Origin of the sequence: Nocardioides thalensis, assembly GCF_013410655.1 — a bacterium.
GTDB classification, from domain to species: Bacteria; Actinomycetota; Actinomycetes; order Propionibacteriales; family Nocardioidaceae; genus Nocardioides; species Nocardioides thalensis.
Window position 1 is genome coordinate 2,619,287 of the sequence record NZ_JACCFP010000001.1, and the last position, 19,285, is coordinate 2,638,571.

Annotated in this window: 18 protein-coding genes; 10 read left to right on the top strand and 8 right to left on the bottom strand. The window is 70.7% G+C overall.

Annotated elements, in window-relative coordinates; all coding sequences use genetic code 11:
• The first annotated feature begins 16 nt into the window (after positions 1-16).
• The 4 genes from HNR19_RS12745 (at position 17) to HNR19_RS12760 (ending at position 5,754) form a co-directional block, all read left to right on the top strand.
• Positions 17-2,503, top strand: a complete 2,487-nt coding sequence (locus tag HNR19_RS12745) for a DNA gyrase/topoisomerase IV subunit A (protein WP_179668267.1) — start codon at positions 17-19, stop codon at positions 2,501-2,503.
• Between the two features lie 4 nt (positions 2,504-2,507).
• Positions 2,508-3,269 carry an LppX_LprAFG lipoprotein gene (locus HNR19_RS12750; RefSeq protein ID WP_179668268.1) on the top strand — a complete coding sequence of 254 codons (762 nt, stop codon included), beginning with the start codon at positions 2,508-2,510 and terminating at the stop codon, positions 3,267-3,269.
• On the top strand, positions 3,269-5,050 hold the full coding sequence (locus HNR19_RS12755; RefSeq protein ID WP_179668269.1) for an MFS transporter: 1,782 nt from the start codon (positions 3,269-3,271) through the stop codon (positions 5,048-5,050). Before HNR19_RS12750 ends, HNR19_RS12755 begins: the two co-directional genes overlap by 1 nt.
• 209 nt (positions 5,051-5,259) lie before the next feature.
• Positions 5,260-5,754 carry a beta-class carbonic anhydrase gene (locus tag HNR19_RS12760; protein ID WP_179668270.1) on the top strand — a complete coding sequence of 165 codons (495 nt, stop codon included), beginning with the start codon at positions 5,260-5,262 and terminating at the stop codon, positions 5,752-5,754.
• Between the two features lie 8 nt (positions 5,755-5,762).
• On the opposite strand, the gene HNR19_RS12765 is transcribed toward HNR19_RS12760, so the two are convergent.
• A complete protein-coding gene (locus HNR19_RS12765) occupies positions 5,763-6,134 on the bottom strand; it encodes a hypothetical protein (protein WP_179668271.1) in 372 nt (123 codons plus the stop codon).
• Between the two features lie 10 nt (positions 6,135-6,144).
• A complete protein-coding gene (locus HNR19_RS12770; RefSeq protein ID WP_179670243.1) occupies positions 6,145-8,235 on the bottom strand; it encodes a DNA gyrase/topoisomerase IV subunit B in 2,091 nt (696 codons plus the stop codon).
• Positions 8,236-8,484: 249 nt separating this feature from the next.
• Here HNR19_RS12770 and HNR19_RS12775 point away from each other — a divergent pair, with 249 nt between their 5' ends.
• From HNR19_RS12775 to HNR19_RS12800, 6 genes are all read left to right on the top strand, one after another.
• Positions 8,485-8,715, top strand: coding sequence for a DUF7455 domain-containing protein (locus HNR19_RS12775; protein WP_179668272.1), 231 nt, complete (start codon positions 8,485-8,487; stop codon positions 8,713-8,715).
• Between the two features lie 91 nt (positions 8,716-8,806).
• Complete coding sequence (locus HNR19_RS12780; protein WP_179668273.1) at positions 8,807-9,643, top strand: EamA family transporter; 837 nt, start codon at positions 8,807-8,809, stop codon at positions 9,641-9,643.
• Between the two features lie 35 nt (positions 9,644-9,678).
• A complete protein-coding gene (locus tag HNR19_RS12785; RefSeq protein ID WP_218910239.1) occupies positions 9,679-11,673 on the top strand; it encodes a glycosyltransferase family 2 protein in 1,995 nt (664 codons plus the stop codon).
• Complete coding sequence (locus HNR19_RS12790; protein WP_179668274.1) at positions 11,673-12,005, top strand: STAS domain-containing protein; 333 nt, start codon at positions 11,673-11,675, stop codon at positions 12,003-12,005. Before HNR19_RS12785 ends, HNR19_RS12790 begins: the two co-directional genes overlap by 1 nt.
• Positions 11,995-12,417, top strand: coding sequence for an ATP-binding protein (locus HNR19_RS12795; protein WP_179668275.1), 423 nt, complete (start codon positions 11,995-11,997; stop codon positions 12,415-12,417). The genes HNR19_RS12790 and HNR19_RS12795 overlap by 11 nt, the downstream gene beginning before the upstream one ends.
• A gap of 3 nt (positions 12,418-12,420) precedes the next feature.
• Positions 12,421-13,593, top strand: coding sequence for a PP2C family protein-serine/threonine phosphatase (locus tag HNR19_RS12800; RefSeq protein WP_179668276.1), 1,173 nt, complete (start codon positions 12,421-12,423; stop codon positions 13,591-13,593).
• A gap of 7 nt (positions 13,594-13,600) precedes the next feature.
• Here the strand turns inward: HNR19_RS12800 and HNR19_RS12805 are convergent, their stop codons facing one another.
• The 6 genes from HNR19_RS12805 to HNR19_RS12830 all read right to left on the bottom strand — a co-directional run bounded on the left by HNR19_RS12805 (position 13,601) and on the right by HNR19_RS12830 (position 19,282).
• Entirely contained in the window at positions 13,601-14,068 is a 468-nt protein-coding gene (locus HNR19_RS12805) for a DUF5994 family protein (protein ID WP_179668277.1), read from the bottom strand.
• A gap of 131 nt (positions 14,069-14,199) precedes the next feature.
• Positions 14,200-14,871: an ANTAR domain-containing protein gene (locus HNR19_RS23545; RefSeq protein WP_179668278.1), complete on the bottom strand. Its 672-nt coding sequence runs from the start codon at positions 14,869-14,871 to the stop codon at positions 14,200-14,202.
• A gap of 352 nt (positions 14,872-15,223) precedes the next feature.
• Positions 15,224-16,774, bottom strand: coding sequence for an RNA polymerase sigma factor (locus HNR19_RS12815; RefSeq protein ID WP_179668279.1), 1,551 nt, complete (start codon positions 16,772-16,774; stop codon positions 15,224-15,226).
• A 140-nt stretch (positions 16,775-16,914) separates the two neighbouring features.
• Entirely contained in the window at positions 16,915-18,231 is a 1,317-nt protein-coding gene (locus tag HNR19_RS12820) for a SpoIID/LytB domain-containing protein (RefSeq protein WP_179668280.1), read from the bottom strand.
• A gap of 56 nt (positions 18,232-18,287) precedes the next feature.
• Positions 18,288-18,668: a hypothetical protein gene (locus tag HNR19_RS12825; RefSeq protein ID WP_179668281.1), complete on the bottom strand. Its 381-nt coding sequence runs from the start codon at positions 18,666-18,668 to the stop codon at positions 18,288-18,290.
• Positions 18,669-18,715: 47 nt separating this feature from the next.
• Positions 18,716-19,282, bottom strand: coding sequence for an HhH-GPD-type base excision DNA repair protein (locus HNR19_RS12830; protein WP_179668282.1), 567 nt, complete (start codon positions 19,280-19,282; stop codon positions 18,716-18,718).
• Positions 19,283-19,285 lie beyond the last annotated feature (3 nt).

Sequence of the window (19,285 nt, forward strand, 5' to 3'; positions counted from 1 at the left end):
CGGAAGAATGACCGTCATGGCACGGCGTACGACGAAGCAAGACCTACCCGACGACTTCGAGGAGCACATCCTCGACACCGACATCCGCGACGAGATGCAGTCGTCGTTCCTGGAGTACGCCTACTCGGTCATCTACTCCCGGGCGCTGCCCGACGCGCGTGACGGCCTCAAGCCGGTGCAGCGCCGCATCCTCTACACGATGAACGACATGGGCCTGCGGCCCGACCGCGGCCACGTGAAGTCCGCCCGCGTCGTCGGTGAGGTCATGGGTCGGCTGCACCCGCACGGCGACGGCGCGATCTACGACGCGCTGGTCCGCATCGCCCAGGACTGGTCGGTGCGGCTGCCGATGGTCGACGGCCACGGCAACTTCGGCTCGCCCGACGACTCCCCCGCCGCGATGCGCTACACCGAGTGCCGGATGGCCTCGCCCGCGGTCGCGATGACCGAGTCGATCGACGAGGACACCGTCGACTTCAAGCCCAACTACGACAGCCGCGAGTACGAGCCGATCGTGCTCCCGGCCGCGATCCCCAACCTCGTCGTCAACGGCACCGCCGGCATCGCGGTCGGCATGGCCACCAACATGGCGCCCCACAACCTGGTCGAGGTCGTGCAGGCGCTGCGCCACCTGATCCAGCACCCGAAGACCGACGTCGACGGCCTGATGCGGTTCATCCCGGGCCCCGACCTGCCCACGGGCGGCAAGATCGTCGGCCTCGAGGGCATCCGCGAGGCCTACGAGACCGGCAGGGGCACGTTCCGCATGCGCGCGACCGCCCGGGTCGAGACGTTCGGCCGCCGCAAGGGCATCGTGATCACCGAGCTCCCCTACGGCGTGGGCACCGAGAAGGTGCAGGAGCGCATCAAGACGCTGGTCCAGGGCAAGAAGGTCCAGGGCATCGCGGACATGAAGGACCTCACCGACGCCGACCACGGCCTGCGGCTGGTGATCGAGGTCAAGAACGGGTTCGTCCCCGAGGCGCTCCTCGAGCAGCTCTACAAGCTGACCCCGCTCGAGGACACGTTCGGCATCAACAACGTGTGCCTGGTCGACGGCCAGCCGCGCACGCTCGGCCTGAAGGAGATGCTCGAGGTCTTCCTCCAGCACCGCTACGAGGTCGTCCGCCGCCGGTCGCAGTACCGCCGCAACAAGAAGGCCGAGCGCCTCCACCTGGTCGACGGCCTCCTGATCGCGCTGCTCGACATCGACGAGGTCATCCAGGTCATCCGCACCAGCGACGACTCCGGCGCCGCCAAGGAGCGCCTGATCTCGGTGTTCGACCTCTCGCAGGCGCAGGCCGAGTACATCCTCGAGATGCAGCTGCGCCGGCTCACCAAGTTCTCCCGCATCGAGCTCGAGAAGGAGCAGGAGACGCTCCGCGGGGAGATCGAGGAGCTCGACGCGATCCTCGCCGACGACGCTCTGCTGCGGAAGGTCGTCTCCGGAGAGCTCGCCGAGGTCGCCAAGACCTACGGCACCCCGCGCCGTACGGTGCTGCTCGAGTCGGCCGGCACCGCCGCCGTCGCGGCCGCCTCGACGCCCCTCGAGGTGCCCGACGACCCGTGCTTCGCGCTGCTCTCCTCCACCGGCCTGCTGGCGCGCACGGCGAGCGCCGACCCGGTCGGCGAGGGCGGCTCCCGCGCCAACCACGACGTGGTCGTCTCAGCCGTCCGTACGACGGCCCGCGGCGAGGTCGGCGTGCTGACCTCCGCCGGGCGCCTCCTGCGGCTCGGCGTGCTCGACCTGCCGGCGATCCCACCGTCGGCCAACGAGACCAACCTCCAGGGCGGTCTCCCGCTCGCGGAGATGCTCCCGCTGGCGGCCGGCGAGCGCGCCCTCGCGCTGTGCTCCCTGGCCACCGAGGGTCCCGGTCTCGCGCTCGGCACCCGGCAGGGCGTCGTCAAGCGGGTCAACCCCGAGGTCCTCGGCAAGGACGAGTGGGACGTCATCTCGCTCAAGGACGGCGACGAGGTGGTCGGCGCGGTCGAGCTGCGCACCGGCGACGAGGAGCTGTGCTTCGTGACCTCCGACGCCCAGCTGCTGCGGTTCGGTGCCGACGCGGTCCGGCCGCAGGGCCGATCGGGCGGCGGCATCGCCGGCATCCGGGTCGCCGACAAGCAGCGGGTCGTGTGGTTCGGCGCGCTCGCGGGCGGCGTGCCCGCCGTACTGGTGACCGCCTCGGGGTCGTCCACGGCGCTACCCGGCACCGAGCCGGGCGCGGTGAAGGTCACCGACTTCGCCGAGTACCCGCAGAAGGGCCGCGCCACCGGCGGGGTCCGCTGCCACCGCTTCCTCAAGGGCGAGGACACCCTCGTCTTCGCCTGGGCCGGGCCGGCGCCCGCCCGCGGTGCCGCGGCGAGCGGCGCCCCGGTCGACCTCCCGGAGGCCACCGGACGGCGCGACGGCTCGGGGGTGCCCGGCAGCCAGCCGCTGGCCGCCGCGGCCGGCCCGCTGTCCGCCGTACTGCCCTCGGAGCCGACCAGCGATGTGTCAGGGTGACGCCATGACGAACCGCCTCCCTCGCTCCGGGGCCGGGCAGCTCGCCGCCGGTGCGATGCTCGCGCTGCTCGCCGCGACGACGCTGACGGCCTGCACCGGCGAGCCCGAAGAGACGGCCGGCCAGAACGACGCCGCCGACGCCGACGAGGACGGGTCGGTCACGCCCGAGGAGGTCATGGCCTACGCCAAGAGCCTGCTCGACGAGACGTCCGGCGTCCGGATCAGCCTCAAGACCAACGACGAGCCGCCGGAGGGCGACTACCTGGCCGCCGCTGAAGGCACGATCACCACCCAGCCGGCCTTCGACGGCACCGTCAGCGGCCGGGTGATGGGCTTCGACGCCAGTGACATCGACGTGGTCTCCGTCGACGGCGAGCTCCAGGTCAACGTTCCCGTGACGGGGTGGACCACGTTCGACCCCTCCGAGTTCTGCGCGCCCGACCCCGCCCTGCTGCTCGACCCCGAGTCGGGCGTCTCCTCCGTCCTCACCGCGGCCGAGGGCCTCGAGGAGGGCGAGGCCGAGCGCGGCGGCGCCGACAACGAGGTGATCCTCACGCCGTTCGACGGCACCGTGCCCGGTGAGGCGATCCAGCAGATCCTGCCGTGCGCCGAGGGCGACGAGTTCGAGGCGACCTTCCGCGTCAACGGCGACGGCTACCTCGACTCGGCCGACATCACCGGCGAGTTCTTCCCGGGCGTCGAGGACATCACCTACACGATCCAGGTCCTCGAGTACGACGTGGAGCGCGAGATCACCGCCCCCTGATGGACACAGGGGTGACGGCGGGGCCCGACCGCCGCGCACGGCTGCTGCTCGGCTTCTGCGCGGTCGCCGTGGCGTTCGCCGCGGTCGACACGTACGTCGTGGTGCTCGCGCTGCCCGACATGATGGCGGCCACCGGGATCCCGGTCGACGAGCTCCAGCGCGCGGCGCCGATCGTCTCCGGGTTCCTGCTCGGCTACGTCGCGATGCTGCCCCTGATCGGCCGGATCGCCGACCTGCGCGGCCAGGTGCCGGTGCTCGCGATGTCCCTGGTCGTGTTCTCGATCGGGTCGCTGCTCACCGCGGTCTCCTACGACCTCGGCACCATGGTCGCCGGCCGCTTCCTCCAGGGCGTCGGCGGCGGCGGGCTGGTCCCCGCCACCATGGCCCTCGTCGCCGCCCTCTACCCCGTCGAGCGCCGCGGGATGCCGCTCGGCATCGTCTCCGCGGTCCAGGAGTTCGGCAGCGTCCTCGGCCCCCTCTTCGGAGCCCTCGTCCTCTCCTTCACCTCCTGGCGCGGCATCTTCGCGATCAACCTCGCCGTCGGCGTCGTCCTCGCCCTCGCCGTCCGCGCCCTGTCCCCGCCCAACCGGCACGGTTGGCGCGCCGAACCGGCAGGGTTGGCGGGTCGAACCGGCACGGTTGGCGCGTCGAACCGTCTTCGTTCGCTGGTTCCGCTGGTCCTCGGACTCGTTGCTGCGGTGGTCACGCTCGTGGCCGGGCTGATCACGTTCACCGAGCCTTCGGAGCTCCGGCGCGACCTGACCTGGGGCCAGCTGTTCATCCCGTACGTCGACGACGGCCCGCGTTGGCTCACCCCGATCGGCGTGATCACGATCGTCGCGCTCGTGGTGCTGGTCGGCTCGTGCCTGCTCCCCGGCCGCACGCTCGTGGACCTGCGCGGCTGGTTCCGGAGCATGGTCGAGGCCGACCTGCTCGGCGCGCTCCTGTTCGCGACGGCGCTGGCCGGGGTCGTGCTCGCGTTCGCCACCGCCGACCCCGAGGTGGCGGTCTTCAACCCGCAGGGACCGTGGTTCCTGCTCGGCTCCGCGGTCGCCACGGTCCTGCTGCTCCTCCACCTGCGCCGGGCCGACGCGCCGATCGTGCCGCGCGGGGCGCTGCGCGCCGTACCCGCCTGGGGGTCGCTGGTCGTCAGCTTCCTCGTCGGCTGGGCGCTGATCGCGGCGCTCGTCGACATCCCGCTGCTCGCGCGCACCACGACCGAGGACACCCAGCTCGGAGCCGCGCTCGTACTGCTCCGCTTCCTCGTCGCGCTGCCGGTCGGCGCGGTCGTCGGCGGCTGGCTCCTGCGCCGAGTGCCGGCGGGTGTCGTGACCGCGGCCGGGATGGTGTGCGCAGCGGTCGCGTTCCTCTGGATGGCGCAGTGGGGCGAGACCAGCCTCGACGCGTTCGTCTCGAACGTGCCGCTCGTCCTCGGCGGGCTCGGCTTCGGCCTGGCGCTCGCGCCGGTCAACGCGGCGATGCTGGCATCCACCTCCGACGACGCCCACGGCCTGGGGAGCGCCCTGGTGGTCGTGGCCCGGATGGTCGGCATGCTGGTCGGCATCTCCGCGCTCACGACGTGGGGCCTGCGGCGCCTGTACGCCGAGGCCGAGGCCAACCCCGACCTGGACACTCGTGAGCTCGCGATCGTCCAGGAGCAGGCCGTGTTCACCGGCGCCGCCGCGGTCGCGTTCCTCGCCGCCGTACTAGCACTCACGCTCTTCCGGCGGGCCCGCACCGGCGCGGTCGACGTCGCCGAGGTGCTCCGGGCCGCCGGCTGACGGACCTGGCCGCCAACCGTGCCGGTTCGTCACGCCAAACCCTGCCGGTTCGTCACACCAACCCTGCCCGTTCGGCACGCCAACCGTGCCCGTTCGGCACGCCAACCGTGCCGGTTCGGCGGGAGGGGGTGAGGGTGTGAGCGAACCGACACGCGTCGGCGTGAGATCGGCAACGGGGACGGGCGCCGGCCGGCGATAGTCTTCGAGCCATGGCGGACTTCGACGACCTGCTCGCGGCCAACCGGGACTTCGCGAGCGACTTCTCTCTCGGTGGTTTCGACGGTGTCGCCCACGCCGGCGTCGCGATCGTGACCTGCATGGACTCGCGGATCGACCCGCTCGGGATGCTCGGGCTCAAGCCGGGCGACGCGAAGATCTTCCGCAACCCCGGCGGCCGGGTCACCGAGGCGGCGCTGGAGGCGCTGGTGCTGGGCGTCCACCTGCTCCGGGTGGAGCGGGTCCTCGTGGTGCCCCACACCCGCTGCGCCGTCGCCTCGAACACCGAGGCCGAGCTGCGCGCACGGGTGTCGGAGTCGGCCGGCCAGGACGCGAGCTGGCAGCGGTTCCACGTGGTCGACGACCAGGCCCGGGCCCTCGCCGAGGACGTGCAGAAGGTGCGGTCCCACCCGCTCATCCCCGACACCGTGAAGGTGGGCGGGTTCCTCTACGACGTCGACAGCGGGCTGCTCGAGCAGAAGATCTGAGCGTCGGCTCAGAGCAGGTCGCGGAGCTTCTTGTCGACGAGGACTCCCGGCAGCTCCGGCAACCGTTCGCGCAGGGTCGTCAGGTCGCCGACGCTGCCGATCAGGTCGAGCAGGCGCTCGGTCGTGGTCACCTCGTCGCCGTCCAGCGGCACGTCCATCAGCAGCGGGCAGTCGACCGCGCCACCGTCGGGCTCCGGCGGGAGCTCCGGCGTCCAGCAGCCGATCTCCAGCCGCAACGGCGCCATTGGCCCGACTCCGTCGGCGAGGACGTCGACGTACCAGAACAGCTCGCCGACCTGGAGTCGCAGGTGACCGCGCCGCGCCTTCGCGCCGCGCGCCTTGAGCGTCTTGACGACCGCGGTCCGTGCCTGGCCCGTCATGGGGTCATCGTCACGCGTCGAGCGACTCCACGTCGACCTCGTAGGCCGACTGGACGATGAACTCCCTGCGCGGCGCGACCTCGCCGCCCATCAGCAGCTCGAACACGTCGGCGGCCTGGGTCGCGTCGTCGACCGTCAGCCGGCGGAGGGTACGGCGCCGCGGGTCCATGGTCGTCTCGCGCAGCTGCTCGGCGTCCATCTCACCGAGACCCTTGTAGCGCTGCACCGGGTCCTTCCAGCGGATGTTCTTCTTCTTCAGCTCCGCCAGCTTCCGCTGGAGCTCGTCGTCGGAGTAGGTGTAGACGTACTTGTCCTGGCCCTTGCGCGGGTTGGAGATCTCGATCCGGTGCAGCGGCGGGACGGCCGAGAAGACCCGGCCGGCGGTGACCAGGTCGGGCATGTACTTGAAGAACAGCGTCGCCAGCAGGGTGCGGATGTGGGCGCCGTCGGAGTCGGCGTCGGCCATGAAGATGATCCGGCCGTAGCGCGCGGCGTCGAGATCGAACGTGCGGCCGGAGCCGGCGCCGACGACCTGGATGATCGAGGCGCACTCGGCGTTCTTGAGCACGTCGCCGACCGAGGCCTTCTGGACGTTGAGGATCTTGCCGCGGATCGGGAGCAGCGCCTGGAACTCGGAATTGCGGGCGTACTTCGCGGTGCCGAGCGCCGAGTCGCCCTCGACGATGAACAGCTCGGTGCGGTCGGTGTCGTTGGACCGGCAGTCGTGGAGCTTCGCCGGCAGCGTCGAGGACTCCAGGGCGTTCTTGCGCCGCTGGGTCTCCTTGTGCTGGCGGGCGGCGATGCGCGTCTTGGACGCGCCCACGACCTTCTCCATCAGCAGCTTGGCCTGTGCCTTCTCGGCACGCTTGGTGGAGGTCAGGAAGTCCTTGAGCTGCGCGGCGACGACCTTGCGGACCGACGAGCGCACCTGCGGCGTACCGAGGATCTCCTTGGTCTGGCCCTCGAACTGCGGCTCGGCCAGGCGCACCGTCACGATCGCGGTGAGGCCCTCGAGGATGTCGTCCTTGATGACGTCGTCGTCGTTGACCTTCAGCGCCTTGGTGGCCCGCATGGCGTCGTTGAACGTCTTGGTCAGCGCCGCCTCGAAGCCGGCGACGTGGGTGCCGCCCTTCGGGGTCGCGATCACGTTGACGAACGACCGCAGCTCGGTGTCGTAGCCGGTGTCCCAGCGGGCCGCGATGTCGACGGTGAGCTCGCGCTCGACGTCCTGCGGGGTCATGTGGCCCTGCTCGTCGAGCATCGGCACGGTCTCGGTGAACGTGTCGGTGCCGGTGATGCGGAGCACCTCGGTCACCGGTTCGCCGTGCGAGAGCGCGTCGGCGAACTCGGAGATGCCGCCGTCGTGGCGGATCTTCTCCTCGAAGAGCTCCGGGCCGCGCAGGTCGCGGACGACCAGCTCGAGGCCGGGCACGATGTAGGCCGTCTGCCGCGCCCGCCCGAGGAGCCCCTCGATCTCGAAGCGGGCGTCCTTGGTGAAGATCTGCCGGTCGGGCCAGAACCGGATGCGGGTGCCGCTCCTGCCCTTCGCGACCCGCTTGCCCTTCCGGGTGAGCCCGGACCTCGCCTCGAAGGCCGCCTTCGGGCCGTCGCCGTCGAACACGCCCGGCACGCCGCGGCGGAACGACAGGCCCTGCTGGGCCGGCGAGCGGTCGACGTCGATGTCCATCCGCGAGGAGAGCGCGTTGACGACCGACAGGCCGACGCCGTGGAGACCGCCCGAGGCGTTGTAGGACCCGCCGCCGAACTTGCCGCCCGCGTGGAGCTTGGTCGCGACCACCTCGACGCCGGGGAGCCCGGTCTTGGGCTCCTTGTCGGTCGGGATGCCGCGGCCGTCGTCGTAGACCTCGACGGAGTCGTCGGGGTGGAGCGTCACCTCGACCGAGCGCGCGAAGCCGCCCAGGGCCTCGTCGACGCCGTTGTCGATGATCTCCCACAGGCAGTGCATGAGGCCCCGGGTGTCGGTGGACCCGATGTACATGCCCGGCCGCTTCCGGACCGCTTCCAGGCCCTCGAGGACCAGGAGGTGGGCGGCGTTGTAGGTGTTGTCGGCGATGATCGGGCTCCCTCTAGAACTGCTCAGGACCCCTCAAAGATACCGGCGACACGCCGATCGACAGTGCAGGCACACGGACATGTGGAGGATCACGATGTGGTTCTGTCACAAGGATGTTTCGGCCGGTGGAAAACAGCCGAAGATCCTCCTACCGCGTGGTTGGATTGACCACGTGGCTAGCACCACAGGTGACCGGGAATCTTGAACCCGGTCGCTACGTTGATCCCGGTACCGGACCCCGTTCCGGCACCGAACGACGAAAGAGATGAGGCCGAAGTGACTACTGCTGTAGCCCCCAGCGCACCGCTGACCGCTGAGGACCGCTGTGACCGCTGCGGTGCCCAGGCCTACCTCCGCGTCGAGCTCGCCACCGGCGGTGAGCTCCTCTTCTGCGCCCACCACGCTCGCGAGCACGGTGCCAAGCTGAAGGAGATCGCGGTGACGGTCCAGGACGAGACCCACAAGCTCGAGCGCACTCCGGCAGTGGCGCCGGACGACGAGCGCTGACCCGATCTGACGAACGACCCCGGGCCCGGCCCGGGGTCGTTCGCAATTCTCAGGTGCGTCGACAGCCCCGGGTTGCCTAGGCTCCCCCGCGATGGGCATCCTCCTCGCGCTCGGCGCCGCCGCGGCGTACGGCGTCTCCGACTTCGTCGGCGGCGTGGCCTCCCGGCGTACGTCGGCCTGGCCGGTCGCCTTCCTCGCCAGCATCGGCGGACTGCTCGGTTCGGCGGCGGTCGCCCTGGTCGTGACGGGCGACCCCACGACCGGTCACCTGCTGTGGGGCGCGCTCTCCGGCGTCGGCGCCGGGTTCGGGAGCGCGTTCCTCTACCGCGGCTTCGCCACCGGCCGGATGGGCGTCGTCGCCCCGGTCTCCGCGGTCGGCGCCGCGGTGCTGCCCGTGGTGGTCGGGTTCGCGCTCGGCGAGCGGCCGGCGGGCCTCGTCTGGGTCGGCCTGCTGCTCGCGCTGCCCGCGATCTGGCTGGTCGCCCAAGCGCCCTCGGACGGTACGGCGACCGCGGGCCTGGCCGAGGGACTCCTCGACGGCGTGCTGGCCGGCGCCGGCTTCGGCCTGCTGTTCGTCGCGATCGGCCAGGTGCCGGACGACGCCGGCTACTGGCCGTTGGCGGTCGCCCAGGGGACGGGCACGATCATGATCGTGGTGGTCGCCGTGGCGATGCGCGTGGCCTGGCGCCCGACCCAGGCCACCGAGGGCTGGGGCCTGGTCGCGGGCCTGCTCGCCTCCGCGGCGCAGCTGCTCTTCCTGCTCTCGACCCAGGCCGGCCTGCTCACCGTCGCCGCGGTCCTCACCTCGCTCTACCCCGCGTTCACCATCCTGCTCGCGGCGGTCGTGCTGAAGGAGGCGATCTTCCGCCACCAGGCGGTCGGCCTGGTGCTGGCGGGCGTCTCGGTGGCGCTGGTCGCGGCGGGGTGAACCGGATGTGTGACGCGGCCCCCTAGGGTAAAGCCGTGCGAGAGGGGCACCGGGGAGGCGTGGCCAAGCTCTTCGCCCTGCGCGTGGTGTCGGTGCTGACGCTGCTCGCCGGCACCACCTACGTCGTGTGGCGGTGGGGCTGGTCGGTCAACTGGGACAACTGGTGGATCGCCGTACCCCTGGTCGTCGCCGAGACCTACGCGCTGATCGACGGCTACCTGTTCGCGGCCACCGTCTGGCGCATGAAGCAGCGCGGCGACGCTCCCCCGCCCCCGCCCGGCGCAACGGTCGACGTGCTCATCACGACCTACAACGAGCCCGTCGAGATGGTCGCGGCGACGGCGCGCGCCGCGCTGGCCATCTCCTGGCCGCACCAGACCTACATCCTCGACGACGGCGCCCGTCCCGAGATGCGAGCGGCCGCCGAGGAGCTCGGCGTCGGCTACATCACCCGCACCGCCGACTGGGAGGGCCGCTCCCGGCACGCCAAGGCCGGCAACCTCAACAACGCCCTCTTCCACACCGCCGGCGAGTTCCTGCTCATCCTCGACGCCGACCAGATCCCGCTGCCGGAGATCCTCGACCGCACGCTCGGGTGGTTCGAGGACCCGGACATGGCCCTGGTGCAGACGCCCCAGTGGTTCAGCAACGTCACCGACGCCGACCCGCTCGGCAGCCAGGCCCCGCTGTTCTACGGCCCGATCCAGCAGGGCAAGGACGGCTGGAACGCGGCGTTCTTCTGCGGCTCCAACGCCGTGATCCGCCGCGAGGCGCTGATGCGTCTCGGCATCACCGAGTACGTCGCCGAGGTCGAGCGAGCCGTCCGGACCGCGCTGCGAGCGTCCCGCCGGATCCTGACCCGCACCGAGCGCCGCGTGCGGCGCGAGGCGCCCGCCGCGGCAGCGGCGATCGGCGAGGTCCGCGCCGCGGCCGGGACGGCTCTCGACCGGCTCGCGGCCGGCGACCCGGTGGCCGAGGTGACCTGGGCATTCCAGCAGACCGCGCGCGAGGCCAGCCGCTCCCTCGTCGCCAACGACCTCGCCGACATCCAGCGCGACCTGGCCGAGCTGCAGGTCCTCGACGGCGGCGTCGACCTCGGCATCGTCAGCGACCCCGCCTCGGGCCTGCCCTTGGTCGACGAGACCGCCCTCGACGCACTCGCCGGCCGCGACCACAGCCCGCTCGCCGCGCTCGAGGCGGTCGACCGATTGATGCGCGCCGTCGACGTCGACCGCGGCGACGAGGCGATGCCAGTGATGCCGATGGCCACCGTCTCGGTGACCGAGGACATGGCGACCTGCATGCGGCTCCACGCCGCAGGCTGGAAGTCGGCGTACCACCACGAGGTTCTCGCCCACGGGCTCGCGCCCGAGGACCTCGGCACCATGCTCAAGCAGCGGCTGCGGTGGGCACAGGGCACGCTCCAGGTCCTGCTCAAGGAGAACCCGCTCACCAAGAAGGGCCTCCAGGTCGGCCAGCGCCTCATGTACTTCGCGACGATGTGGAGCTATCTGTCCGGCTTCGCCGCGCTCGCGTTCCTGATCGCGCCGATCATCTATCTGACGACCGGCACGCTCCCGGTCCACGCCTACGGGCTGACGTTCCTGGCGTACTTCACGCCGTACTTCCTGCTCAACCAGCTGCTGTTCCTCATCGTCGGCTACGGCGTGAAGACGTGGCGCGGCCACCAGTACTCGCTCGCGCTGTTCCCTATCTGGATCAAGGCGTGCACGACGGCAGCAGCCAACGTCTGGTTCGGTCGCGAGCTCGGGTTCATGGTCACGCCGAAGGTCCGCGAGGGCGGCCGCCAGCGGTTCCCGGCGCGCCTGATCTGGCCCCAGCTCACGATCATGGCGCTGCTCGTCGTCGCGGTCGTCTGCGGCGTGCTGCAGCTGTGGCTCGGCGACGCGGTCACCGTCATCGGCGTCGGGGTCAACACCGTCTGGATCGCCTACGACCTCGTGGTCATGAGTGTCATCATCCAAGCGGCGCTGTTCCGGGCGCCCGAGCCCGAGGAGCTGGTGCCCTGATGCAGATCGAGAAGTCCGAGCGCGACGCCGTCACGGTGCTGTCGCCCAGCGGCCGGCTCAACATGGTCTCCGCGCAGCGGCTCAAGTCGGCGGTCGACGACAGCGTGGCCGCGGGACGGGCCAAGATCGTGGTCGAGCTCTCCGGCGTCGAGTTCATCGACTCCTCCGGCCTCGGCGCGCTGATCGGCGGCCTCAAGTCCGCCCGGCAGGCGTCCGGCGACCTGCGGATCGCCGGCGCCAGCGAACAGGTGGCGACCGTGCTGGGTCTCACCAACCTCGACCGGATCCTCCGTCCGCACGCCTCGCTCGAGGACGCCCTCGATGGCTGGTGAGCGCTATCGCCTGACCGGCTTCGCGATGCCCGAGGGGCTCGACGAGCTCCACGACCTCCTCGAGCGCGCGGCGGCCGAGGACGACACGGTCGACCCGACCGACCTGATGCTGTTCGAGACCGCCGTGATCGAGATCGCGAGCAACGTCGTCAAGCACGGCGAGCCCGCGGGCGGGGTGCGGTGGCGGTTCGACCTCGGCATCACCGACACCGACCTCGAGGCCACCCTCCACGACGACGGCCAGGAGTTCGAGGGCGAGGTCGACCGCGCGATGCCGGACCTCGACGCCGAGGGCGGCCGCGGGCTGGCGCTCGCGAGCTCGATGCTCGATGAGCTCGCCTACGCGCGCGAGGACGACGGCAACGTGTGGCGGATGGTGAAGCACCGGGCGGAGCGCCCGGAGGAGGGATAGCGCATGCCTCGCGACACGGACGCGGAGCGGATCACGGCGGTGGAGGAGCTCCAGCTGCTCGACGCGCCCCCGGAGGAGCGGTTCGACCGCATCGTCCGTCTGGCCAAGCACATCTTCGACGTGCCGATGGCGGGGCTCAACCTGGTGGGCGACGACCGGCAGTACACGCTCTCCGGCGACGGCCTGGAGCCGGGCGAGAGCAAGCCGCTCGAGCAGACGCTCTGTGCGATCACCGTCGCCGACGAACGGATCCTGGAGATCCCCGACCTCCACGCCGACGACGCGTGGCGCGACCACCACGTCCGCCGCGACGGCGAGGTGCGGTTCTACGCGGGCGCCCCGCTGCACGGGCCCGGCGGCCAGCGCGTCGGCGCGCTCTGCCTGGTCGACACCCAGCCCCGGCCACCGCTGACGCCCGCCCAGCGGACCGCCCTCAGCGACATGGCCGCCTGGCTCGACCGTGAGCTGGCCACGAGCGCCGACCTCGAGCAGGGCGCGGAGCTCCAGCGCCGGCTGTTGCCGAGCAGCATCCCCGACCTGCCCGGCTGGGACATCGCCGGCCGCTGCGTCCAGGCCGGCGCGGTCGGCGGCGACTTCTACGACTGGCAGGTGCTACGACGCATCGGCCAGGTCCAGGTGATGCTCGCCGACGTCATGGGCAAGGGACTCCAGGCGGCGCTGCTCGCGGCCGGCGTACGAGCGATCGCGCGAGGCGCGTCGCCGCACAACACTCTCAGCGCCACGCTCCGGCGCATCGCCGACGACACCGGCGACGACCTGAGCGAGATGACCAGCTTCGTCACGCTGTTCGCGGCACGCTTCGACCCGACCGACGGGGCGATGGAGTACGTCGACGCCGGCCACGGGCTCGCGTTCGTCGTGGGCCCCGACCGTGCCGTGCGACTCGCGACTGCGGGCATGCCGGTGGGCGCGCTGCCTGACGACAGCTGGGAGAGCCACCCCGGCCGGCTCTCGCCCGGCGAGGCGCTCGTTCTCGTCAGCGACGGGATGCTCGACGCGGCCGAAGACGCCGACGGCGTGCTGCGGCTCGCGGTCGAAGCCCTGGCCGCCACCGACTCGGCGGAGGCCATGGTCGGCCGACTGGTCGCCGACGCGACGGCGAGCACACGCACGACCGACGACGTGACGGTCGTCGTCGTCCGCCGCGACGGCTGAGCGCGGATCAGCCTGGTTCGTCGGAGGACGGCTCCCAGAGGAGCGACCGGTCGACCGGCATCTCATTGCTCACCGCGCGCAGGACGGCGCCGGCCCCGTGCCGGGTGCCGACCGTGGTCGACGCCAGCAACGACTCGGCACCTTGCTCCTCGCTGAAGTCGGCTGGGACCACCAGCAGGCACAGCACGACCCGGTTGCTGGTCGTCAGGTGGATGACGTGGGTGTCGTCTGCAGGAAAGCTGCCCACCTTGACCCGTCCGCGGCCGACCGGCACCCGCCGCGGATGGTCGTCCCAGTCAGGGCGGGAGTAGAGACCGCGGTAGATGCGGCCGTGCTCCGAAGGAAACTCGTCGACGAGCCTGGCGAACTCGGCGGCGAAGTCGCGGGTGTAGGGCCACCACCCGCCATCGAGGGTGTCCCCCTGACGTGGGTTGAGCCGGATACGAAGCGGTCGAGGTGCTGTGACGGCGACCATCACGGCCATCCCTTCGGCCGCAGATGAACCGCTACGCCTCGACGGCGACCGCTGGTGACGACCTCTTGGCAACGTAGCACGGAGGGCGTACACGACCTGCTTCGTCGGGCGCGGGCCGCCCGGATGTGGCCTCAGCTGAACATGTGGTTCGCGGAGCTGATCAGTTCGTCGGCGATGACCCGCAGCTTGAGGTTGCTGCTCGAGGAGGCGCGCACGAGGAAGTGGAAAGCACGGTCCTCGTCGATCTGGTAGCGCTGCATGATCAAGCCGATCGCCTGCCCGATGGCCTTGCGAGAGGCCAGGGCCTCGTTGAGCTGGTGCTCGTACCGGGTGCGGTTCAGGGCGATCGTGGCGTGGGCGGCGAACAGCTCGGCCATCTGCACCGTGTCGGACGAGACGGTCTCGGACTCGGTGGAATAGAGGTTCAGGCCGCCGATCGTGTCCTCGTCCGTGTAGAGGCGGAGCGCAAGCTGCGCCCGCAGCCCCGCCTCGACAGCGCGCGGCATGTAACGGGGCCAGCGCTGTTCCTGCCTGGCGTGTTCGACGACCACCACCGGGTCGTCCTTGACCGAGGACACACAGGGGCCTTCGTTGAGGTCGTACTGAACAGAGTCGAGATCCCAGACAAGTTGGTCCGTTCCGGCGAGGGTCTCGATCCGGCCGTCGCGGTGACTGATCGAGATGCCCGCGTGGTTCATGTCCGGAATGGCGTCCTGGGCGGCCCTCACAATGGCAGTCAGTGTCTCCTCGAGACTGCGAGGAGCGTGGATGGCCTTGGCCGCTGCGGTGAGTGCAGCGGCCACGTCGGTTGGAGAGTGGTTCACGTGAGTTCTCTCGTGCACTAGGGCAGACGAAGCGCTCACCGAGACACACCGACGACTGACGAAGCAGGACCGGCCACGTCTTGACCGGACAACGAAACGTACAGGACGCCTGCCGGACGCAAGGAGATCACGCCTGGAACCGCTGGATGGGGGCGGCCCACAACACCGCTCTGCTGGATGTCCCGGGCCTAGGCTCCCTGAACCCCCGGGGGACCAGTGAACCTCTTATGAGGGTCGCACACGTGCGGCGCGTTCGTCGCTTTCCCGCGAACATCCGCGCAGAGGGAGCGCCCTTCGCGGCCTGCGTGAAGCAGGTCCGGAGTCGCGATCTTCAGTCGAGGTAGTCGCGCAGGACCTGAGAGCGCGACGGGTGCCGCAGCTTCGACATCGTCTTCGACTCGATCTGCCGGATCCGCTCGCGCGTGACGCCGTAGACCTTGCCGATCTCGTCGAGCGTCTTCGGCTGGCCGTCGGTGAGGCCGAACCGCATCGAGACCACGCCGGCCTCCCGTTCGGAGAGCGTGTCGAGCACCGCGTGCAGCTGCTCCTGGAGCAGCGTGAACGACACGGCGTCGGCCGGGACGATGGCCTCGGAGTCCTCGATCAGGTCACCGAACTCGGAGTCGCCGTCCTCGCCCAGCGGCGTGTGCAGCGAGATCGGCTCGCGGCCGTACTTCTGGACCTCGACGACCTTCTCCGGGGTCATGTCGAGCTCCTTGGCGAGCTCCTCCGGAGTGGGCTCGCGCCCGAGGTCCTGCAGCATCTGCCGCTGGACGCGCGCGAGCTTGTTGATGACCTCGACCATGTGGACCGGGATGCGGATGGTGCGGGCCTGGTCGGCCATCGCGCGGGTGATCGCCTGCCGGATCCACCAGGTCGCGTAGGTCGAGAACTTATAGCCCTTGGTGTAGTCGAACTTCTCGACCGCGCGGATCAGACCGAGGTTGCCTTCCTGGATGAGGTCCAGGAAGAGCATGCCGCGGCCGGTGTAGCGCTTGGCGAGGGAGACGACGAGGCGCAGGTTGGCCTCGAGCAGGTGGTTCTTCGCCCGGCGGCCGTCCTCGGCGATCCACTCCAGCTCCTCCTGGAGCTTCGGGGAGACCTTGCCGCCGCGGGCGAGCTTCTCCTCGGCGAAGAGGCCGGCCTCGATGCGCTTCGCGAGCGAGACCTCCATCTCCGCGTTGAGGAGCGGGACCTTGCCGATCTGCTTGAGGTAGTCCTTGACCGGGTCGGCGGTCGCACCCGCGACCATGACCTGCTGGGCGGGCTCGTCGGTCTCGTCGGCGGTCGAGACGACGAACGAGGACGTGGCCGAGGCCTCCTCCTCGTCCTCCTTGATCGTCGGGTCGGCGGCGACGTCCTTCTCGAACTGCTCGTCGGAGATGTCGGGGAGGATCTTCTTGCCGTCGGGGCCCACCGCGGGCGCGGCGTCCCCGGTCTCGGCGGCGGCCTTCGCTGCCGCGGTCTTGGCAGTGGACTTCTTGACGGCAGCCTTCTTGACGGCAGCCTTCTTGGCGGGCGCCTTCTTGGCGGGCGCCTCGGCCTCGTCCTTCGACGCGTCCTTCTTCGCCGGGGCCGCCTTCTTCGCGGGCGCGGCCTTCTTGGCCGCCGCCTTCTTGGTGGCGGAGGTGGCGGTCGAGCGCGAGGCGGCAGCGGCCGCGACGCGCGTGTCGGCCGGAAGGACGACGGAGATCCCCTCGGCCGAGAGGTAGGCCATCAGCGGCTTGAGGTGGGACGGCGCGACGTCAGCCTCTGCGAATGCCTGCCGGACGTCCTCGGGCGTCACGCTCCCGGTGGGGCGGGCCCGCTCGACGAGGGCGACGATGGACGGGTGTGCGAGCACCGCGGGCGGGACCTTGCGTGCGTTCGAGGACACGAACACCTCTCGATACTGGCGAACTGACGGGCTTTACGAGCAGTTGGGCGCGGCACAGCCCGGAGGCGTCAAGACCGCTGCCGCCATTCTGCCACGCAGGTGGAAGCACGCCGTACCCAGGCCGTCCGGTGGGCAGTCCCTTGCCCTCAGCTCGTGAACCTCACGATCCACGATCCCTGTACCCCGAGCGCCACGCGCCACTCGTCGGCAGTCTTCGTACGGCGCACCGCGGTCCCCGTCGGGGAGACCGCCTTGAGTGTCTTCACCTGGCCGCTGGAGTAGCGCGCGACGACGATGATCCTCGCGACCTTCTTCATGCCGAAAAGTCGTTGCGCCTTGGCCTGGGTCAGGCGGTCGGTCCAGCTGACGTGCTTGCTGTCGGGCTCGCCCTTGAACGACCAGGGGTCCGTGACGTGGCGCAGGTGGTCCTGCTGGGTGCTCCCCCAAACGTCGCGGTTGTTCGCCGTACCGCGGGCGGTCGCGGAGACCCGGCCGGATCGGGCGAAGAAGGGAGTTTCGGCGATCGCATCTTCGGCGTCGCGGACGACCCACACCTCGCCTGCCCCGTCCTGGCGGGTCGCGTCGACCGCATCGATCCAGACCGACCCGGCCTCGCCGCTCTCCTTGGGCCAGCCCACGAAGTGCTGGCTGCGGGTGTCGTCGTAGAGGTGGCAGTCACAGGCCGCCAGGCCGTCGGGGTTCCTCGTCTTGGCGAGGATCGCGTAGTTGCGGGCCACGATCGCCTGCGCCTGGAGGGCGGTGGCGCCACCTGCCACGTCGGAGCCCCACAGCGAGGGCATCTCGTCGATGCCGTAGAGGTACTCGTCGTTGATCCGGACGTTGTTGACGACGTTGACCCGGCCGCCAACCGCGGTGACGGTCAGCGTCCCGTGACGGTAGCGACCCTGGGCGCCGGCGACGGAGACGACGCCCGCGGTGCCCGCCCACGCCCGGGTGCCGGTCCACTGCAGGACCAGCGTCGGCTTGGTGACGGTCTTGACGACCTCGCTGCCGTCCTTGACCCGGGCGCGGACCCGACCGTCGACGACGTCGAGGGCCACCTTGCGGGAGGGAGTGCCCTCCGCGAGGTCGGTCGTGCTCCCGCTGGCCCGGAGCCGCCACTCCCCCTTGCTCAGCGACACGGTCGTGGTGCGGGCGTCGCCGGCGGAGCCGAACACCTGCACGTCGATGTCCGTCCACGGGTTCGGCGCCGTACCGAGCGATGCGCCCGGGTAGTAGTACTCAAGGATCTGCTCGGCGCTCCGGCCCGCCACCGCCATCGCGAAGGCGCCGTACTGCGACATCCCGACCCCGTGGCCGAAGCCGGAGCCGGTGATCCGGAAGGAGCTGGGTACGGCGGCGCGGCCGGCGGACCTCTCCTCGGCGTGGACGGGCGGGGCCACCAGCACGAGGGCGGGCAGCAGCAGCGCGAGCAGGTACAGGAGGGGGCGGGTGCGAGTCATCCGCAGATCCTCACAGGCGCGAGCAAGGCCGCGCGTGAGTATCCGGACTCAATCGCCTAGCCGTTGCACACCACGTTGCCGCCGACGCGGCGAGCGAGCCACTGCATCCGGTAGTAGCCCGGCTCGGGCGACACGATCGCGGTCTTGCCCTTGCGGACCACCCCGGCGCTGTACCACCGGCAGATGACCTGCGCTCCCCGCTTCGCCTTCGCTCGCGTGTGGTAGCCCGTCACGCCGTAGCGCCTCTCGTCGCGACGGGCGATGCAGTAGACACCTGCGTTGCTCGGACCCGCATAGATCACCGTTCCTGGCCTGGGGTTGCCGAAGGTCCGGCAGATCTTGCGCTCACCCTTGAGATTGCCGTGGTCGGCCACAGCCCCCGGCGCGGTGAGCGTCATCGCGGCCACGATCGCGATGCTCAGGAAGACAATTCGCATGCTCCGCAACCTAGGTCGCACCATCGGGCACCTCAACCGTCGGAGCATCAACCCGCAGCCTTCGCCGCCGCCTTCTTCTCCTTCTTGTAGTCGCGCACCTTCTGGAGCGAGACCGGGTCGACCACGTCGGCCACCGACCGGAAGCCGTCGAGGGCGTAGTCGCCCGACACCTTCTCCCAGCCGGCCGGGGCGACGCCGACCTGCTTGGCGAGCAGCGCGACGAAGATCTTCACCTTCTGGGCGCCGAAGCCGGGCAGCGCCTGCAGTCGCTTCGAGAGGTCCTTAGCGTCGGCGGCCTCGGTCCAGATCCGCTCGGCGTGACCGTCGTAGTCGTCGACGACGATCCGGGCGAGCTCCTGGAGCCGGGCAGCCATCGAACCCGGGAACCGGTGGATCGCCGGCGTCTGCGAGCAGAGCGCGGCGAACTCCTCGGGGTCGGCGGCGGCGATCACGGCGGGGTCGAAGCTGCCGAACCGCGAGACGACCTTCTGCGGGCCCAGGAACGCGTGCTCCATCGGGTACTGCTGGTCGAGCATCATCCCGACCAGGAGGGCGAACGGGTTCGTGGTCAGCAGCTCGTCAGCGGCCGCGTCATCGGTGATGTGGATCGCCATGCC